The 17,427-nt window shown below is 72.7% G+C and carries 13 protein-coding genes; 11 read left to right on the top strand and 2 right to left on the bottom strand.

Annotated elements, in window-relative coordinates; genetic code table 11:
* Positions 1–5 precede the first annotated feature (5 nt).
* From AAH991_RS23245 to AAH991_RS23260, 4 genes are all read left to right on the top strand, one after another.
* Positions 6–2,204, top strand: a complete 2,199-nt coding sequence (locus AAH991_RS23245; RefSeq protein WP_346228005.1) for an acyl-CoA dehydrogenase family protein — start codon at positions 6–8, stop codon at positions 2,202–2,204.
* 80 nt (positions 2,205–2,284) lie between these two features.
* A complete protein-coding gene (locus AAH991_RS23250; RefSeq protein ID WP_346228006.1) occupies positions 2,285–3,154 on the top strand; it encodes a MaoC/PaaZ C-terminal domain-containing protein in 870 nt (289 codons plus the stop codon).
* On the top strand, positions 3,151–3,780 hold the full coding sequence (locus AAH991_RS23255) for a PaaI family thioesterase (RefSeq protein WP_346228007.1): 630 nt from the start codon (positions 3,151–3,153) through the stop codon (positions 3,778–3,780). The genes AAH991_RS23250 and AAH991_RS23255 overlap by 4 nt, the downstream gene beginning before the upstream one ends.
* Before the next feature lie 157 nt (positions 3,781–3,937).
* Positions 3,938–5,572 carry a beta-1,3-glucanase family protein gene (locus AAH991_RS23260; RefSeq protein WP_346228008.1) on the top strand — a complete coding sequence of 545 codons (1,635 nt, stop codon included), beginning with the start codon at positions 3,938–3,940 and terminating at the stop codon, positions 5,570–5,572.
* A 69-nt stretch (positions 5,573–5,641) separates the two neighbouring features.
* Here the strand turns inward: AAH991_RS23260 and casG are convergent, their stop codons facing one another.
* A complete protein-coding gene (casG, locus tag AAH991_RS23265) occupies positions 5,642–7,297 on the bottom strand; it encodes a steroid-24-oyl-CoA synthetase (RefSeq protein WP_346228009.1) in 1,656 nt (551 codons plus the stop codon).
* A gap of 175 nt (positions 7,298–7,472) precedes the next feature.
* Entirely contained in the window at positions 7,473–8,876 is a 1,404-nt protein-coding gene (locus tag AAH991_RS23270; protein WP_346228010.1) for an aminotransferase-like domain-containing protein, read from the bottom strand.
* 117 nt (positions 8,877–8,993) lie between these two features.
* Here AAH991_RS23270 and AAH991_RS23275 point away from each other — a divergent pair, with 117 nt between their 5' ends.
* The 7 genes from AAH991_RS23275 (at position 8,994) to AAH991_RS23305 (ending at position 17,427) form a co-directional block, all read left to right on the top strand.
* Positions 8,994–10,277 (top strand): Tm-1-like ATP-binding domain-containing protein, encoded by a 1,284-nt coding sequence (locus AAH991_RS23275; RefSeq protein WP_346228011.1) that lies wholly within the window; start codon positions 8,994–8,996, stop codon positions 10,275–10,277.
* A gap of 1 nt (position 10,278) precedes the next feature.
* A complete protein-coding gene (locus AAH991_RS23280; protein WP_346228012.1) occupies positions 10,279–11,106 on the top strand; it encodes a phosphoenolpyruvate hydrolase family protein in 828 nt (275 codons plus the stop codon).
* 344 nt (positions 11,107–11,450) lie between these two features.
* Positions 11,451–12,212, top strand: coding sequence for an SDR family NAD(P)-dependent oxidoreductase (locus tag AAH991_RS23285; protein WP_346228013.1), 762 nt, complete (start codon positions 11,451–11,453; stop codon positions 12,210–12,212).
* Between the two features lie 61 nt (positions 12,213–12,273).
* A complete protein-coding gene (locus AAH991_RS23290) occupies positions 12,274–13,692 on the top strand; it encodes an ABC transporter substrate-binding protein (protein ID WP_346228014.1) in 1,419 nt (472 codons plus the stop codon).
* Between the two features lie 66 nt (positions 13,693–13,758).
* Positions 13,759–15,993, top strand: coding sequence for an ABC transporter permease (locus AAH991_RS23295; RefSeq protein ID WP_346228015.1), 2,235 nt, complete (start codon positions 13,759–13,761; stop codon positions 15,991–15,993).
* Positions 15,980–16,723 carry an ABC transporter ATP-binding protein gene (locus AAH991_RS23300; protein WP_346228016.1) on the top strand — a complete coding sequence of 248 codons (744 nt, stop codon included), beginning with the start codon at positions 15,980–15,982 and terminating at the stop codon, positions 16,721–16,723. The genes AAH991_RS23295 and AAH991_RS23300 overlap by 14 nt, the downstream gene beginning before the upstream one ends.
* Positions 16,720–17,427: an ABC transporter ATP-binding protein gene (locus AAH991_RS23305; protein ID WP_346228017.1), complete on the top strand. Its 708-nt coding sequence runs from the start codon at positions 16,720–16,722 to the stop codon at positions 17,425–17,427. The genes AAH991_RS23300 and AAH991_RS23305 overlap by 4 nt, the downstream gene beginning before the upstream one ends.

Consider the following 17,427-nt stretch of genomic DNA (forward strand, 5'->3'; position numbering starts at 1 on the left):
ATCACATGTCGATCGGACTGACCGACGAGCAGCGCGACCTGCGCGACGCCGTACGCGCCTTCGCGTCCCGGCACGTGACGCCGGCCGTGGTGCGGCAGGCGGTGGACGCCGAGCACGAGGAGCTGCCGAAGTTCTGGCCGCTGCTGGCCGAGCAGGGCCTCCTCGGGCTGCACCTGCCCGAGGAGGCGGGCGGCGCGGGCTCCGGGCTGCTCGAACTCGCCGTCGTGCTGGAGGAGCTGGGCCGGGCGATGGTCCCGGGACCGTTCCTGCCCACGGCTCTCGCCGGCGCGGTGCTGCACCGCGCCGGGCACGGCGCCGTGCTGGAAGGTCTGGCGAACGGCACGACGGTCGGCGCGGTCGGCCTGCGGCCGGGCGGGCTCACGCTCACCCGCGGCGCGGACGGAAGCGCCACGGTCTCCGGCGTGTCCGAGCCGGTCCTCGGCGGCCACGTCGCCGACGTGTTCGTGCTGCCCGCGGCCGACGGGACCGGCACGGCCTGGGTCGTGCTGCCGCGCGCGGCCGTGACGACCGAGGACCTGCCCGGCCACGACCTGACCCGCCGCCCGTCGCGGGTCCGGGCGGACGGAGTCGCCGTTCCCGCCGCCGACGTGCTGGACGGCCTCGCCGACGGCGTGGTGCTCGACCTGGCCGCCGCGCTGTTCGCGGCCGAGGCGTCCGGCCTGGCCGACTGGGCGACCGCCACCGCCGCCGAGTACGCCAAGGTGCGCCACCAGTTCGGCCGTCCGATCGGCCAGTTCCAGGGCGTCAAGCACCGCTGTGCCCGCATGCTGACCCGGGCCGAGCAGGCCAGGGTGTGCGCCTGGGACGCGGCGCGGGCCCTCGACGAGGCCGGCGCTCACGGCGAGGCGGCGCTCGCGGCGGCGGTGGCCGGGGCGACCAGCCCGGAGGCGGCCTTCTCCGTCACCAAGGACTGCATCCAGACACTGGGCGGCATCGGCTTCACCTGGGAGCACGACGCCGGCCTGTACCTGCGCCGGGCGCAGACGCTCCGCATCACTTTGGGCTCCACCTCGTGGTGGCGCCGCAGGGTGGCCCGGCTCACCCTCGAAGGCGTGCGCCGCGAGCTCGGCGTCGAGCTGCCGCCGGAGGCCGGGCGGATCCGCGCGGAGGTGCGCGCGGAGCTGCGGCCCGCGCTCGACCTCGACGGCCGGGACCGGCTGCGGTACCTGGCCGAGTACGGCTACACCGCGCCGCACCTGCCCGCACCCTGGGGCAAGGGCGCCGACGCGGTCACGCAGCTCGTCATCGCCGAGGAGATGCGAGCCGGCGGGCTCCGCGCCGCCGACATGGTGATCGGCGCCTGGGTGGTGCCGACCCTGATCGCGCACGGCGGCCCCGAGCAGCAGGGCCGGTTCCTGCCCCAGACGCTGCGCGGCGACCTGGTGTGGTGCCAGCTGTTCAGCGAGCCCGGCGCGGGCTCCGACCTCGCCGCGCTGAGCACCCGGGCCGAGAAGGTCGAGGGCGGCTGGAAGATCAGCGGCCAGAAGGTCTGGACGTCGATGGCCCGCGAGGCGCAGTGGGGCATCCTGCTCGCCCGCACCGACCCGGACGCCCCCAAGCACAAGGGCCTGTCGTACTTCCTGCTCGACATGTCCAGTCCCGGCATCGACATCCGGCCGCTGCGCGAGCTGACCGGCGAGGCGCTGTTCAACGAGGTCTTCCTCGACGACGTGTTCGTCCCCGACGAGATGCTCGTCGCCCGGCCCGGGGACGGCTGGAAGCTGGCCCGTACGACGCTGGCCAACGAGCGGGTGTCGCTGTCGCACGACTCCTCGCTCGGCAGCGGCGGCGAGGCGCTGCTCGACCTCGCCGCGGCACGCCCGGGTGAGATGGACGACGAGCGGCTGACCCGGCTCGGCGGCATCCTCTGCGACGCCCAGTCCGGCGCACTGTTCGCGCTGCGGACCACGCTGCGGTCGCTGACGGGGCAGCAGCCCGGCGCGGAGTCCAGCGTCGCCAAGCTGATCGGGGTCGAGCACGTCCAGGAGGTCTGGGAGACCGCGATGGACTGGGTCGGCCCGGAGTCGCTGACCGGCGAGGGCATGGACCGGTGGTCCGACCCCACGCTGCGCTTCCTCAGCTCCCGCTGCATGTCCATCGCCGGAGGCACCACCGACGTGCAGCTCAACATCATCGGGGAGCGCCTGCTCGGCCTGCCCCGCGACCCGGAGGTGCGGGCATGAGCAGGGCGTTCGCCGCGGGCGCCGGCATATGCGCACGCGGCCCTGCCGAAGGCCGCCGAGACGACGAGGAGGACTGAGCCATGCCGATCGACGTCGACAAGGCGCTGGGGGCGCCGCCGGCGACCCGGGAGATCGCCTGGACCGGCAGGGACGTGCTGCTCTACCACCTCAGCCTGGGCGCGGGGGCGGACGCCGCCTCCGACCCCGAGCTGTCCTACACCTACGAGCGCGGGCTGCGCGTGCTGCCCACCTTCGCCATGGTCGCCGGGCAGGGCGTCTCCTCCGGCGACCGGCCGCCGACGGCGATGAGCATGCCCGGCATCGACATCGACCTGCGCCGGATCCTGCACGCGGGGCAGGCGCTCACCGTGCACCGGCCGCTGCCCGCCGCCGGGCGGGCCGTCGTGTCCTCCCGCGTCGCGAACGTCTGGGACAAGGGCAAGGCCGCGGTGATCGAGATGGAGCAGTCCGCGACGGACGGCGAGGGCGTCCCGCTGTGGACCACGACCATGCGGATCTGGGCGCGTGGCGAGGGCGGCTTCGGCGGCGAGCCGGGGCCGGAGACCCCCTGGTCGGAGCCGGACCGCGCGCCCGACTTCGTGCTCGACTCGCCGACCACCCCCGGGCAGGCGCTGCTGTACCGGCTCAACGGCGACCTCAACCCGCTGCACGCCGATCCCGGGTTCGCGCGGGCGGCCGGCTTCGACCGACCGATCCTGCACGGCCTCGCGTCGTACGGCGTCGTGGCCAAGGCGATCGTGGACGGCGTACTCGGGGGCGAGGTGACCGGGCTGACCGGGCTGTCGGTACGCTTCGCCGGGGTGCTGTTCCCCGGTGAGACGATCAGGACCAGCGTGTGGCGTGAGGGCGACCGGCTGGTGTTCCGGTCCACCTGCCCGGAGCGCGGCGACGCGGCCGTGCTCACCCACGCGACAGCGGAGACTTCATGACGGAGACGCGGATCGACCGGACCGAGCTGACGGCGACCCCGAACAACGAGGGCGTGGACGCGGCGGTCGCCGCGGCCCGCCGCGTGATCGACGCGCTGCTGCACTCCGGTGACATGTCGGCGGTCGAGATGACCCAGGTCGCCGAGCAGCTGAACGCCGTGGCCGACCACCTGCAGGCGCACGCCCCCACGGTGGGCGAGCGCATGGTCGACATGTGGCGGGGGGAGGGCGTGACCCGGCACGACCCGGTGACGGGACCGGAGAACGCGATCGCCCCGCCGCTGCGCCTGTACGGCAAGGACGACGGCTCCATCGAGGGCACGGTCGTGCTGGGCATGGCGTACCAGGGACCTCCCGGCTGCGTGCACGGCGGCGTGTCGGCGCTGCTGCTCGACCACACGCTGGGCGTCGCGAACGCCTGGGCGGGGACCTCGGGGATGACGGGCACGCTGACGCTGCGCTACCACCGGGTCACCCCGCTGTTCGAGCCGCTGACCGTGACCGGACGGCAGACCTCCGTGGACGGGCGCAAGATCCACACCACGGGGTCGATCAGCGCGGGCGGGCAGGTGTGCGTCAGCGCCGAGGGCCTGTTCATCGACAAGCAGCTCGACCGGCCCCGCTGACCGCCCCTCGTCGGGAAACGCTCTCTCGCACGGCTTCGGCTCCTCCTGGCGTCAGATAGGCGTCAGAAAGTATTGACGAGCGGTCAGTTAACAGTAAAGTTACTTTCCTGAGAGCGCTCTCAAGGCTTGTCTCCGAACCCCCCAGAGGAGCCGAGAGATGCACATGTCCTTACGGCGATGGCGGCGGGCTCTGCTCGCCGTCGTCCTGCTGACCCAGGCGGTGGTCCTCGCCGCCGGGCAGCGGGCGGCGGACGCCGCCGTCACGCGGTTGCCATTCACGATCACCAACAACTCCGGCCGGAGCGACGCGACGTACGTCTACGTCGTCGCCCGCAACTCGGTCACCGGCCAGCAGGGATACGTGGACGCCTCGGGCACGTGGCGCGCGTACTCCTTCCCCTCGTCGATCCCCAACGGGCCGGTCCCCGCGCCGGACATCTCGATCCCCGGGCCTGGCAACGGCGCCGGCACGACCATCACGCTGCCGCCGAACCTGTCGGGCGGCCGCGTCTATGTGGCCATGGGCGCGAAGCTGCGGTTCTTCCTCACCACGAACGGACTGGTCGAGCCCGCGCCCTGGGTCGACAGCGACCCGAACGCCGGCATCCTCTACGACTGGACGGAGTTCGCCCGGACGAGCAACGGCGGCACGGGCATCTTCATCAACTCGACCACGGTCGACATGTTCAGCATCCCGGTGACGGTCAGCGTCACCGACGCCTCGGGCGCCACCCAGACGCAGGGCATCGCCGGCAACCGCGCCGGCATACTCGGCGCGTTCGCCGGTCTGGGGTCGCCGTGGTCGGCCCTGACGACGACGAGGTCGTCCGACGGCCTTCCGCTGCGCGTGCTCGCGCCCGTGCACGCCATCGCCAAGGGCCTGTTCCCCTCGACGTACCTCGACTCCTACGTGAACGGCGTGTGGTCGTACTACGCCACGCACCCGCTGACCGTGCAGACGTCGCTGGGCACCTTCACCGGCACGACCAGCGGCACGAACTGGACGTTCAGGAACGCGTCCGGCGCCGTCATCGGCACGCTCACCAGACCGGCCACGAGCGACGTCTTCGCGTGCTCCGGCGGCATGCAACCGCCGAACCAGCCCGACCAGGCGGCCATCCTGGCGGTCGGCGCGCGGGTGTGCGCCGCGCTCAACCGCGCGACGCTCTCGACGGCCGGCCGGGTCATGTACGACACCCAGCCGACGACGGACGCGACGAGGTTCTACGGGCAGTCCGCGTCGAACCTGTTCAGCAAGACGATCCACGCCAACTCGCTGAACGGCCTGGCCTACGGCTTCTCCTACGACGACGTCGGCGGGTTCGCCCCGACGATCGACCAGCCGAACCCGTCGTCGGCCGGCATGACGATCGGGAGCTTCGGCACCGGCGGGGGCACGGGCGGCCCGGGCGGCGCGAACATCATCGGCCCCGGCGGCAAGTGCGTCGACGTGGCGGGCGACGACACGGGCGGCAACGGCACGGCGGTGCAGCTGTGGGACTGCCAGTCCTACGCCAAGGACCAGTTCTGGACCTGGAGCGGGCAGACGCTGCGCACCCTCGGCCGCTGCCTCGACGTGCAGTCCGGCGGCACCGCCAACGGCACCCCGTTGCAGCTCTACGACTGCAACAACACCGGCGCGCAGAACTGGGTGCGGCAGTCCGACGGGTCGATCCGCAATCCCCAGTCGGGCCGGTGCGTCGACTCGCCCGGCGGCGCGACCGGCAACGGCACCCGCCTGCAGATCTACGACTGCAACGGCACCGCCGCCCAGCGCTTCGTCATGCGGTGACCCCGCTGAGGTGACAGCCCGGCCCGGTGGCGCGTCCGCCGCCGGGCCGGAGCGCGCCCGCCTCACGGCTCAGGTGTCGGCGATGCCGAGCTCGCGCTTGACCGCCTGGCGGAGCACCTTGCCGGTGGCGTTGCGGGGCAGCGCCTCGGTCGTGATCCGCCACCGCGACGGCACCTTGAAGTAGGCGAGCCGGTCCCGCAGATACGCCCGCAGGTCGTCCTCGCCCACGTCCTGCCCGGCCGCCGTGACGACCACGGCCACGACCTCCTGGCCGAGGTCGAGGTGCGGGGCGCCGAGCACGACGCACTCCACCACCGCCGGGTGCTCGGCCAGCGCGTTCTCGATCTCGGCGGGGTAGACGTTCTCCCCGCCCCGGATGATCAGATCGGAGCGGCGGGTGCTCAGGCGCAGCCGCCCGTCCTCGATCACGCCGATGTCGCCGGTGTGCAGCCACCGGTCCTCCCGGATGGCCTGCGCGGTCGCCTCGGGATCACGCCAGTAGCCGAGCATGTTGAACGGGCTGCGGACGCAGACCTCGCCCTCCTCGCCCTCCGGCAGCGCCTTGCCCTCGGGGTCGCGGATCTCCAGCCGCACGGTCGCGATCGGCCGGCCCAGCGTGCCGGGCGCCTCCCGCAGGTCCATCGGGGTGGCGACCGCGATCGCGGTGGACGACTCGGTCAGGCCGTAGCTGTCCACCAGGGACTGCCGGGCGACCGGGAACGCCTGGCGCAGCCGCTCCTTGAACGCGGGGGAGGACGGCGCCGAGGCCAGCGCGAAGGCGGTCAGCGACGACAGGTCGTAGCCCGACAGGTCGCCGTGCTCGATCAGCCGGTTGGCCATCGTCGGCACCGCGCCCCAGTTGGTGACACGCTCCCGCTCGATGAGCCGCAGCACCCGGTCGACGTCGAACGAACCCAGGTGCATCACGACGGCGCTGCCGGTCGCGAGGCGGGGCACCGCGAGGTTGTGCAGGCTCGCGATGTGGAACAACGGCAGCGCCAGCAGGTAGCGCCGGTCCGCGGGGTCCGTGGGGTCGCCGAACGCCTGGCCGAGCGCGTCGTTCATCCGGTGGTACTCGACGACCGACGTGAGGTTGCGGTGCGTGTGGACCGCGCCCTTGGGACGGCCCGAGGTGCCGCTCGTGTAGATGATGACCGCGGGGTCGTCCTCGGCGGCGGCGTGCGGGGACAGCGGAGCGCCCGCGTACCGCTCGACCAGCCGTGGGAGGTCCTCCTCCATGGTCAGGACCGTCGTCCCCGCCGGGGCGAGCGCGGCCCGCTTGGCATCGGCGATCAGCACCTTCGGCTCGGTGTGGCCGAGGGCGTACTCGACCTCCCCGCGTGACCACCAGGCGTTGTACGCGACCGCGATCGCTCCGGCGGCCACCGCCGCCCAGAACGAGACGATCCAGCCCGGGTGGTTGGCGGCGTTGATCGCGACCCGGTCGCCGGGGCGCACGCCGTGCTCCTCGCGCAGCGCGGCGGCGAGCGCGGCCACCCGGCGCGCGTGCCCGGCGAAGCTCAGCCGCTCGTCCGCCGTCACGATGTAGTCGCGGTCGCCGTACGCGGCGGAGGCGGTGAGCACCTCGCCGAGGTTGCGGCACCGGTTCTTGAAGACCGTCATGCGCGTGCCGAGGACCTCCTCCTCCGCGAGCTCGAACGCCCCTCCGGGGCCGGTGAGCCCGGCCGGCACCGCCGCCGCCGCGAGCCTCGGATCTGTCGACATGCCTATCAGCTCCCCTTCACAGGCCGGGATGCACCGCGAGCCGGCATCAGTCCGTGGCGGAAATTGTGAGTAAAGGCCGGGCGCGGCACGCCGGGACTCCCGGTCACCGGGACGCGCGACCGTCGTTCTGCGGCGCGGGGCGACCCTCCGCCGCCGTCGCCCCCGGCGGCACCCGTCATCCGAGCAGCTCGACCGCCTGCGCGAACTGGTCCACCGGCCGCCAGAACGGCAGCCGGAGCCGGGAACGCTGCGCGTTCGCCGGGGAGAAGGCCGGGCCTGCGGTGACCAGCACGCCTTTTTCGCGGGCGCGTCCGGCCAGGGCGACGGCGTCGGTTCCGGTGTCGACCCACAGCGCCGTGCCGCCGTGCGGCGGCGTCCACCGCCACTCCGGGCGGAGTCCGGCCAGGACCGCCGCCGCGTCGGCGAGATGGGCCCGCAGCCGCCGGGTGCGCTCCCGCCGGGCCAGGTCCGCCCGCGTCAGGAGCTCGGCGGTCACCATCTGGTCGATCACCGGAGCGGCCAGGTCCAGCGCCGCCTTGGCCTGCGTCAACCGCGTGATCACCGGACGTTCCGCGCGGATCCACCCGACCCGCAACCCGCCCCAGAGCAGTTTGGAGGCGGTGCCGATCCGGATCACCAGGCCGGGGTTCGCGGGTTCGGGCAGCGGCGGCCGCACCCCGCGGTCGTCCAGGACGAGGTCGGCGCAGGACCGGTCCTCGATCGTCAGCACGCCGTGCCTGCCGGCGATCCCGCTGAGCCGTTCCCGCCCGGCCGCCGGCAGGCTGATCCCCGTGGGGTTGTGCGCCGCGGGCTGGCAGTAGAGCAGGGCGGCCCGATGGGCGACCCGGTCGAGGTGATCGAGGTCGAGGCCGTCCTCCCGTACGGGCACCCCCGTCAGCCGCGCCCCGGCCGTACGGAACGCCTCGATCGCACCCCGGTATCCCGGCTCCTCGACCAGGACCTCGTCTCCCGGCGCGACCAGGGACGACGCGCACAGCCAGACGGCCTGCTGGGAGCCGGATGTGACGAGGATCTGATCCGGCTCCGTCGGCAGCCCCTGCGTGGAGTACTGCTCGGCCACGACCGTGCGGAGACGGGGCAGCCCCGCGGCGTAGTAGCCGTCATCGGCGAGATAGACGTCGAGCTCGCGCAGGTCGACCGCCGACACGGCGTCCCGCACCAGCGACAGGGCGGGCAGGGCACCGCTGGACAGGTCCAGCTCGACGAGGCGGCGGGCGCGGCCGAAGGACGCCAGCCGTCCCTCGACCACATGATCCCCTCCCGCACTCGCACGCGCACCCCGGCCGCGCCGCACGCGCGACCCGGACCCCTGCCGGGACGTCAGCCGCCCCCGCGCGGCCAGCTCCGCGTACGCCTCGGCGACGGTCGAGCGGGACACTCCGAGCGCGGCGGCCAGCGCGCGTTGCGGCGGCAGCGCGGCGCCCTCGACCAGCACGTTCCCGGCGATCAGCTCGTGCAGCGCGTCGGCGAGCGCGTGCGGCAGCGGCACGTCCTCCGCCCGCCACCCGCCGATCAGGCGGGCCAGCGCGGCGCTGTCGACGTGTTCCGCGCGTGCCATCCCACCCACCCCCGACTGTGTACGAGTAGACCAATTCTGCGTGATTGGCCTGGCCGATCCGGCCACGGCCGGACATCGTCGACCGTACGCGCAGGTCGACGACGACAGGAGGTCGCGGTGGCGACGGTAGTGCTGCTGGGAACACTGGACACCAAGGCCGAGGAGTACCGCTGGGTCCGCGACCGGCTGCGCGAGGCGGGCTGCGACGTGATCCTGGTCAACGTCGGCACCTTCGCCCACGGGGCGGAACTCGCCGACATCGGCGCGGACGAGGTGGCCCGGGCGGCGGGCGCCGAGCTCGACCGGCTCCGTGACGCCCGCGACCGCGGCGCCGCGATGGACGCGATGGGGACCGGCGCCGCCGTGATCGTCCGGCGGCTGTTCGACGAGGGACGCCTCGACGGCCTGCTCGCGATCGGCGGCTCCGGCGGCTCGTCCGTCGCCGCCCGCGCGCTTCAGTCCCTTCCCGTCGGCGTGCCCAAGCTGCTGGTCTCGACCATGGCCTCGGGCGATGTCCGCCCCTACGTCGGGGACGCCGACGTCACCCTCATGTACTCCGTCGTGGACATCTCCGGCATCAACCGGCTCTCGCGGGCGGTTCTCGGCAACGCCGCCGCCGCAGTGGCCGGCATGGCCCTGCGGCACGCGAGGGCCCGCGAGGAGACCGGCACGAAGAGCGGCACGAAGAGCGGCACGGAGAGCGGCACGGAGAGCGGCGACGAGCGGAAGCTGATCGGGGCCACGATGTTCGGGCTCACCACGCCCGCCGTCGACGAGGCCCGCGACCACCTGACCGGCCTCGGCTACGAGGTGCTGGTCTTCCACGCCACGGGGTCCGGCGGGCGGGCCATGGAGGCCCTCGCCGCCTCCGGCATGCTCGACGGCGTCCTCGACCTGACCACCACCGAGCTGGCCGACGACCTCGTCGGCGGGGTCCTCACCGCCGGCCCCGACCGGCTGGAGGCGGCCGGGCGGGCCGGCATCCCGCAGGTGGTCAGCGTCGGTGCGCTCGACATGGTCAACTTCGGGCCCCGGGACACGGTCCCGGACAGGTTCGCGGACCGGAAGTTCCTGGTGCACAACCCCACGGTCACCCTCATGCGGACGACCCGCGAGGAGATGGCGGCGCTGGGGGCCAGGATCGGCGGCAAGCTCAGCCGCGCCACCGGGCCCGTGGAGGTCTACCTGCCGACGAAGGGCGTCTCCGGGATCGACGTCGAAGGCGGGCCCTTCGCCGACCCCGACGCCGACGCCGCCTGCTTCAGCGCGCTGCGGGACGCCCTGAAGGACACCGGCGTCCCCGTCCACGACGTGGACGCCGCGATCAACGATCCCGGCTTCGGCCGTGCCGCGGCCGAAGCCCTGCACCGTCTCATCAGCGCACGCCGGACTGGAGATTGACATGAACCGCGAGACAGCTCTCGAACGCCTGCGCGCCGCCGCCGAGGCCGGCCGGCCCATCATCGGAGCGGGCGCCGGCACCGGCCTTTCGGCCAAGGCCGCCGAGGCCGGCGGCGTCGACCTGCTGATCATCTACAACTCGGGCCGCTACCGCATGGCCGGCCGGGGGTCGCTCGCCGGATTGCTCCCGTACGGCGACGCCAACGCGATCGTCGTCGACATGGCCAGGGAAGTCCTCCCGGTCGTGCGCGACACCCCCGTGCTGGCCGGGGTCTGCGGCACCGACCCCTTCCGCCTCATGGGTCCCTTCCTCGACGAGCTGAAGGCGATGGGCTTCGCCGGCGTGCAGAACTTCCCCACCGTGGGCCTGTACGACGGCAAGTTCCGGCAGAACCTCGAGGAGACCGGGATGGGATACGGGCTCGAGGTGGACATGATCCGCGAAGCGCGCCGCCGCGATCTGCTCACCGCCCCCTACGTCTTCGACGCCGGCCAGGCCGCGGCGATGGCCGAAGCCGGAGCCGACGTCCTCGTGCCCCACGTCGGGCTGACCACGAGCGGCAGCATCGGCGCGGAGACCGCCCTCACGCTCGACGAGGCCGCCGCCGCCGTGCAGGAGATGCGCGACGCCGCCGTCGCGGTGAACCCGGGCATCATCGTCCTGTGCCACGGCGGCCCCATCGCCGAACCGGACGACGCGCAGTTCGTCCTCGACCACACGGACGGGATCGCCGGCTTCTTCGGGGCCTCGTCCATGGAACGTCTCCCCACGGAGAAGGCGATCGCCGCCCAGGCGACCCGGTTCAAGAGCCTCCGCCTCGGCAGGTGAGACCAGCCACGAGAAGGGCCGTACGCGGCCGGGTGTCATGCCCGGTCCGTACGGCCTTCTTCGGTTCGGGGCCCGGCAGCCCCGCTTGACGCATACATGATCTCCCGTGCGGGCCGCCACCCGGAAGCGGTCGCAGTAGCGCACCACGCCGACACGTGGACACTCGGCTGTCCCACATAATCCGGCGCCGGCCTGCGCGGTGGCGCGCTTCCCGGTGACCGGGATCGGCGCACGCCGGAGCCGCGCGGCGGTGAAGCCTGGTTCCCGGTGAGCGGGACTGCCCACTTTCGGTGTGCCGCGTCACAGCACTATTTCGGCCCAACACACGGCGGAACGGAAGACGCATGGGAAGCCTGGACGGAAAAGTCGCGATTGTTACGGGAGCCGGTCAGGGCGTCGGCCAGGGCATCGCGCTGGCCCTCGCCACCGAAGGCGCGTCCGTGGCGGTGCTCGGCCGCACGGTGGCGAAGCTGGAAACCACCTGCGAGCTGATCCGGGAGCGCGGCGGGACGGCGGAGCCGTTCGCGTGCGACGTGACCGAGACCGAGACGATCCCCGCGGTGGTCGAGGCCGTCGTGACCCGGTTCGGCGGCGTGGACATCCTCGTCAACAACGCCTACACCGGCGCGTACGGCACGCTCCTGTCGATGAGCGACGCGGCCTTCCAGAAGGGCTTCCGCAGCGGCCCGTTCGCCGCCTTCGCGTTCATGAAGGCCTGTCACCCCCACATGAAGGCGCGCGGGGGCGGCAGCATCGTCAACCTCGTCACCTCGGCCATGGTCCGCTGGGACCCCTCCACGTACGGCGCGTACGCCGCGGCCAAGCAGGCGCTGCGCTCGCTGACCCGCACGGCGGCGGCCGAGTGGGGGCCCGACGGCATCCGCGCCAACAACATCGCCCCGCACGCCCTGTCCCCGGGCCTGAAGCGGTGGACGGAGGCGTTCCCCGAGGAGGCGGAGGAGTTCCGCACGACCATTCCCCTCGGCTACATCGGCGACTGCGAGCAGGACATCGGGCGCGCCGTCGTCGCACTCGTGGGCCCGGACATGCGCTACCTGACCGGCGCGACCGTGCCCCTCGACGGCGGGCAGGCCTACTTCGGCTGAGCCGCCGCACCCCCCGCACCACCTGCCGCCGTCTGGCGGTCAGCGAAAGGAGAACCACCGGATGAACGGCAAGGCGATCGGCCGCGTGGCGGCCGGTGCCCTGGCCCTCGCGATGCTGGCGGGCTGCGCCGGCGAGCGCGGCGGCTCGGCGGCGGTGCCGGCGAGCGGCGGCGACGCGCAGTCGCCGGCCGCCGCGGGCGGTCAGGGTCAGGAGACGTTCGGCACCCTGGCCTCGCCCTGCGGGCCCGGTGACGCCAAGGGCGCCACCGACCAGGGCGTCACCGACACCACCATCGCCATCGGCTACGGCGACGACCGCGGCTTCACCAAGGCGCCGGGCCTGTCCAAGGAGATGGGCGACGCGGTGAGCGCCATGATCAAGTGGTGCAACGCGCAGGGCGGCGTCAACGGCCGCCAGATCGTGGGCCACCAGTACGACGCGGCCTACATGCAGGCGGCCACCGTCATGCAGAAGGCGTGCACGCAGGACTTCATGCTCGTCGGTGAGGGCTTCGCGATGGACGAGTCCGCCGAGCAGTACCGCGTCGCGTGCAAGCTGCCGGTGGTCGCCGGCTACACCGTCGGCCCGAACGCCGCGATGGGCCCGATGAAGTTCGAGGCCGTGCCGTACCCGGTGGACTACTACAACGCCGCGCCGCTGAAGCTGGCCGCCAAGACCTTCCCCGAGTTCGCCTCGGCCGTGGACCTGGTCACCTCCACCTCCCCGGCGGTGATGGCGGGCAGCAACAAGATCGCGGCCGCCATGAAGGACATCGGCATCGCGCCGAAGAAGTGCGGCGTGCAGCTCAACGCCGAGGGCGACCCGAGCTACGTGCCGTTCGCGGAGAAGTTCAAGTCGTGCGGCGTCAAGGCGCTGTGGACGTCCAAGTCGCCGGACCCGGCGATGTTCAGCCTGCTCGAGTCGCTGGACCGGGTGGACGCCCATCCGACGCTGGTGTTCGAGGCCACCTGGTACAGCCAGGCCGTCGCGAAGTGGAACACGAGCGGCCAGGGCGACAACATCCACGCCGGCCTGATCTTCCAGCCGTTCGAGAACGCCGACAAGGTGCCGGCCGTCAAGAAGTACCTCGACCTGGTCAACGCCGAGGGCGGCAAGACCGCGCTGCTCGGCATGCAGGCGACCTCCGCCTTCCTGCTGTGGGCCACCGCGGCCAAGGACTGCGGCTCCGAACTCACCCGCCAGTGCATGGTCGACAAGCTGTCGCAGGTCCATGAGTGGACCGGCGGCGGCCTGCACGCCCCGACCGACCCCGGCGCCAACATGCCGTCCGACTGCACCCTCATGGTGAAGCTCACCGGGTCGACCTACAAGCAGGTCGCTCCGGCCACCGTCGGCGAGTTCGAGTGCGACAAGAGCAACCTGCTCAAGACGGACCCGGGAACCTGGGGCACCAAGCTCGACGAGGACCGGGTCGCGACCACCTTCCTCACCTCCGACGTGATCAAGCCGCAGGCCTGATCGCTCCGGCGGCGGGCCGGTCCGCCGGCTCGCCGCCGTCCTCGCCGTCCAGAGCAAGGGCCTCGCATGACGTCGTTCCTGACCTTCACGATCCTCGGGCTGGTCCTCGGCGCGGTCTACGCCGTCGCCGCGTCCGGGCTGGTCCTCACCTACACCACCTCGGGAATCTTCAACTTCGCGCACGGCGCCCAGGCCATGCTGGGCACGTTCCTCTACTGGCAGCTCACCTACGGCTGGGGCTGGCCGGCCTGGCTGTCACTGGTCGTCGTGGTGGGCCTGGCGGGGCCCGCGATGGGGGCCCTGCTCCACACGCTGATCATGAGGGGGCTGCGTGAGACGGCGGACGTGACCAAGATCGTCGTGACCGTCGCCATCCTGCTCGGGATGGTCTACCTCTCCCAATGGGTCTGGCATCCCGAAGAGGCCCGGATCATGGAGATGTTCTTCGGGGCGAACGCGAAGATCGAGTTCGGCGGCGTGGTCGTCCGCGTCCACGAGATCATCTGCCTCGTGGTCGCCGTGGCGGTCGCGATCGGGCTGCGGCTGCTGTTCACCCGCACGCGCGCCGGAGTGGTCATGCGGGGCGCCGTGGACGACCCGGACCTGCTCCGCCTGAACGGCCACGACCCCGACAGGATCGCCATGCTGTCGTGGGCGACGGGCTCGACCCTCGCCGTGCTGGCCGGCATCCTGGTCACCCCGATCGGCGGCGGCGCGCTGGAGGCCAACCAGCTGACGCTGCTGGTCATCGACGCGTTCGCGGCCGCGATGTTCGGCCGGCTGCGCAGCATCCCGCGGACCTTCGCCGGCGCGATGGTGCTCGGCATGACGGCGACGTACGTCATGGCGTACTTCCCCACCGACTGGACGTGGGCCGGCAACTTCCGCGTATCGCTGCCGATGATCATCCTGTTCGTGGTGCTCATCGTGCTGCCCCAGGACCGGCTCCGGGTGGCGGCGGTGCGCACCCGGGAGCGGTACCGGCCACCCACGCCGCGCTCGGCGGCCGTATGGGGTGTCGCGCTCGTGGCCGCGGTCTTCCTGCTCGCGCTGCTCCTGGACGACGCGTCGATCACGACGTTCGCGCTCGGGATGACGTTCGCGATCGTCGCGCTCTCGCTCACCCTGCTCACCGGCTACGCCGGGGAGATCAACCTCGCCCCGCTGTCGTTCGGCGCGGTGGCCACGATCATCGGGTTCCACTTCGGTGTCACCGGCAGCGGATCGGCCTCCCGGCTGACGCTGTGGGGGGTGCTGCTCGCCGTCCTCGTCACCGCCGTGGCCGGCGGTCTGGTCGCGCTGCCGGCGCTGCGGCTGCGCGGACTCTACCTGGCACTCGCCACGATGGCGTTCGGCGTGTTCCTGTCGAACATGGTGCTGCGTGACACCACCGAGCACACGGTCCTCGGCGTGACGTTCTCGATCTTCCCCAACGGCACGCTGATCGTGCCGCCGCTCCGGGTGGGCCCGCTCGACCTGCGCGACCCGCGCACGTCCCTGATGACCGCGACCGTGCTGTTCGCGCTGATCGGGGTCGGCCTGGCCGCGCTGCGCGCCGGCGGGTACGGCCGGCGCCTGGCGGCCATGAAGGACAGCCCGGCGGCGGCCGCCATGCTCGGCCAGAACCTGGTGAAGCTGAAGTTCGGCGTGTTCATGCTGTCGGCGGCCATCGCGGGCCTCGGCGGACTGCTGATGGCGAGCGCCGCCGGCTCGGTCTCGGGCGACAACTTCGCCATCATGGCGAGCCTCGCGCTGGTCATGCTCACGGTCGTCGGCGGAATCGGCTACATCAGCGGCGCGCTGTTCGGCGGCCTGATGTCCGGCGTCGGATTCACGATCATGGTGGGCACGTTCAACGACCTCGCCACCGCACACCCCTCGATGGAGACGATCTACAAGGCGATCGGCCAGCTCCTCGTGGTCGCCACCGCGCTCATCGGCATGGGCGTCGGCAAGAACCCCAGCGGCACCGTCCACGACATCGTGGAGGGCTACCGCGCGCTGCGCGGCGCCAAGGGCCTGCTGGCCGGGGCCGCCGCCGTCGAGACCGCGCTGTACGTCCTGGCGCTGACCGGTGTCGTCGGCAACTGGTGGTTCGCCATCCTGACCGCGTGCCTGGTCATGGCGCTGCCCGTCGCGGGCCGGATGCGGGCGGCCGCGCCCGTCAGGCGGACCCCGCCGGAGCTGGCCGGCGTGGACGAGCCGTACACCGACGAGCTGCGCGAGCGGCTCGACCGTGAGCTGGGGCTGCCCGTCCGCGAGCGCACGGCGAAGGAGGCGAGCGTCCATGCCGTTGCTTGAGACACGCGGCGTCACCGTGCGCTTCGGCGGCAACACCGCGGTCGACGGGGTGAGCATCGGCGTCGAGGCCGGGTGCGTCACCGGTCTGATCGGCCCGAACGGCGCCGGGAAGACCACGCTGTTCAACACGGTCACCGGCCTGCAGCGGCCGGCCGCCGGGCAGGTGCTGCTCCACGGCGCCGACGTCACCCGCCTCGTCCCGGCGAGGCGGGCCCGCCTGGGCCTGGCCCGCACCTTCCAGCGGCTGGAGCTGTTCCTGTCGCTGTCGGTGCGCGACAACGTCAGGGTGGCCGGGGACGTCCTGCGCGCCACCGGGCGCGAGGTCGACGTCGAGAAGGAGACCGACCGCATCCTGGCGCGCACCGGGCTGGAGGACATCGCCCACCTGGAGGTCTCGGCCATCCCGACCGGCCGGGCCCGGGTGGTGGAGGTCGCCAGGGCACTGATGACCGCGCCGCGCGTGCTCCTGCTCGACGAGCCCGCCTCGGGCCAGACCGAGCGGGAGACCGAGGCGTTCGCCGCGCTGCTGACCGGCCTCGCCGCCGAGGGACTGGCGATCTGCCTGGTCGAGCACGACCTGCCGCTGGTCATGCGGCTGTGCACGACGATCCACGTGCTCGACTACGGCAGGCTCATCGCCTCCGGCACCCCGAAGGAGATCCGGGAGTCGCCCGAGGTCGTCGCGGCCTACATCGGCACCGAAGAGGTCAATACCGGGGAGGTCGCGTGAGCGGACAGGAGCCGCTGCTGGAGCTGGCCGGCGCCCGGGCGGCGTACGGGCCGATCCAGGTGCTGCACGGGGTGGACCTGCGGGTCCATCCGGGGTCGGTGGTCGCCCTGCTCGGCCCGAACGGCGGCGGCAAGTCGACCACGATGAAGGTCTGCGCCGGGCTGCTGCCGCTGACCGGCGGCGAGCTGCGGCTGGCCGGGCGGCGGGTCAACGGCATCACCGCCCAGGACGCCGCACGGCTCGGCATCTGCTCGATCCCGGAGGGCAGGGGAGTGTTCGCCAACCTGACCGTGCGGGAGAACCTGTGGGCCGCGACCGGGACCGGGGCGCGCCTGGCGGACCTGGAGGAGGCCGCCTACACCCGCTTCCCGATCCTCGGGGAGCGCCGCCACCAGCTCGCGGGCTCGCTGTCGGGCGGCCAGCAGCAGATGCTCGCGCTGTCGCGCGCGCTCGGCACGGATCCGGTGATCCTGCTGCTCGACGAGCTGTCCATGGGGCTCGCCCCCATGATCGTCACGCAGATGTACGAGACCGTGGCGCAGCTCGTGGCGGAGGGGTTGTCGGTGCTGGTGGCCGAGCAGTTCGCCCGCGCCGTGCTGCCCATCGCCGACACCGCCGCCCTGATGCTGCACGGACGCGTCGTCGCGTCCGGCCGCCCCGGCGACATCGAGGACCAACTCTCAAGCAGCTACCTAGGAGGCTGA

This window comes from Microbispora sp. ZYX-F-249 (assembly GCF_039649665.1).
In the GTDB taxonomy this organism is placed as follows: Bacteria; Actinomycetota; Actinomycetes; order Streptosporangiales; family Streptosporangiaceae; genus Microbispora; species Microbispora maris.

Coding starts and splice junctions, on each gene's coding strand:
- AAH991_RS23255 (WP_346228007.1), top strand. CDS start 3,151: ATGACGGAGACGCGGATCGACCGGACCGAGCTGACGGCGACCCCGAAC.
- AAH991_RS23250 (WP_346228006.1), top strand. CDS start 2,285: ATGCCGATCGACGTCGACAAGGCGCTGGGGGCGCCGCCGGCGACCCGG.
- AAH991_RS23245 (WP_346228005.1), top strand. CDS start 6: ATGTCGATCGGACTGACCGACGAGCAGCGCGACCTGCGCGACGCCGTA.
- AAH991_RS23260 (WP_346228008.1), top strand. CDS start 3,938: ATGCACATGTCCTTACGGCGATGGCGGCGGGCTCTGCTCGCCGTCGTC.
- AAH991_RS23280 (WP_346228012.1), top strand. CDS start 10,279: ATGAACCGCGAGACAGCTCTCGAACGCCTGCGCGCCGCCGCCGAGGCC.
- AAH991_RS23270 (WP_346228010.1), bottom strand. CDS start 8,876: ATGGCACGCGCGGAACACGTCGACAGCGCCGCGCTGGCCCGCCTGATC.
- casG (WP_346228009.1), bottom strand. CDS start 7,297: ATGTCGACAGATCCGAGGCTCGCGGCGGCGGCGGTGCCGGCCGGGCTC.
- AAH991_RS23290 (WP_346228014.1), top strand. CDS start 12,274: ATGAACGGCAAGGCGATCGGCCGCGTGGCGGCCGGTGCCCTGGCCCTC.
- AAH991_RS23295 (WP_346228015.1), top strand. CDS start 13,759: ATGACGTCGTTCCTGACCTTCACGATCCTCGGGCTGGTCCTCGGCGCG.
- AAH991_RS23285 (WP_346228013.1), top strand. CDS start 11,451: ATGGGAAGCCTGGACGGAAAAGTCGCGATTGTTACGGGAGCCGGTCAG.
- AAH991_RS23300 (WP_346228016.1), top strand. CDS start 15,980: ATGCCGTTGCTTGAGACACGCGGCGTCACCGTGCGCTTCGGCGGCAAC.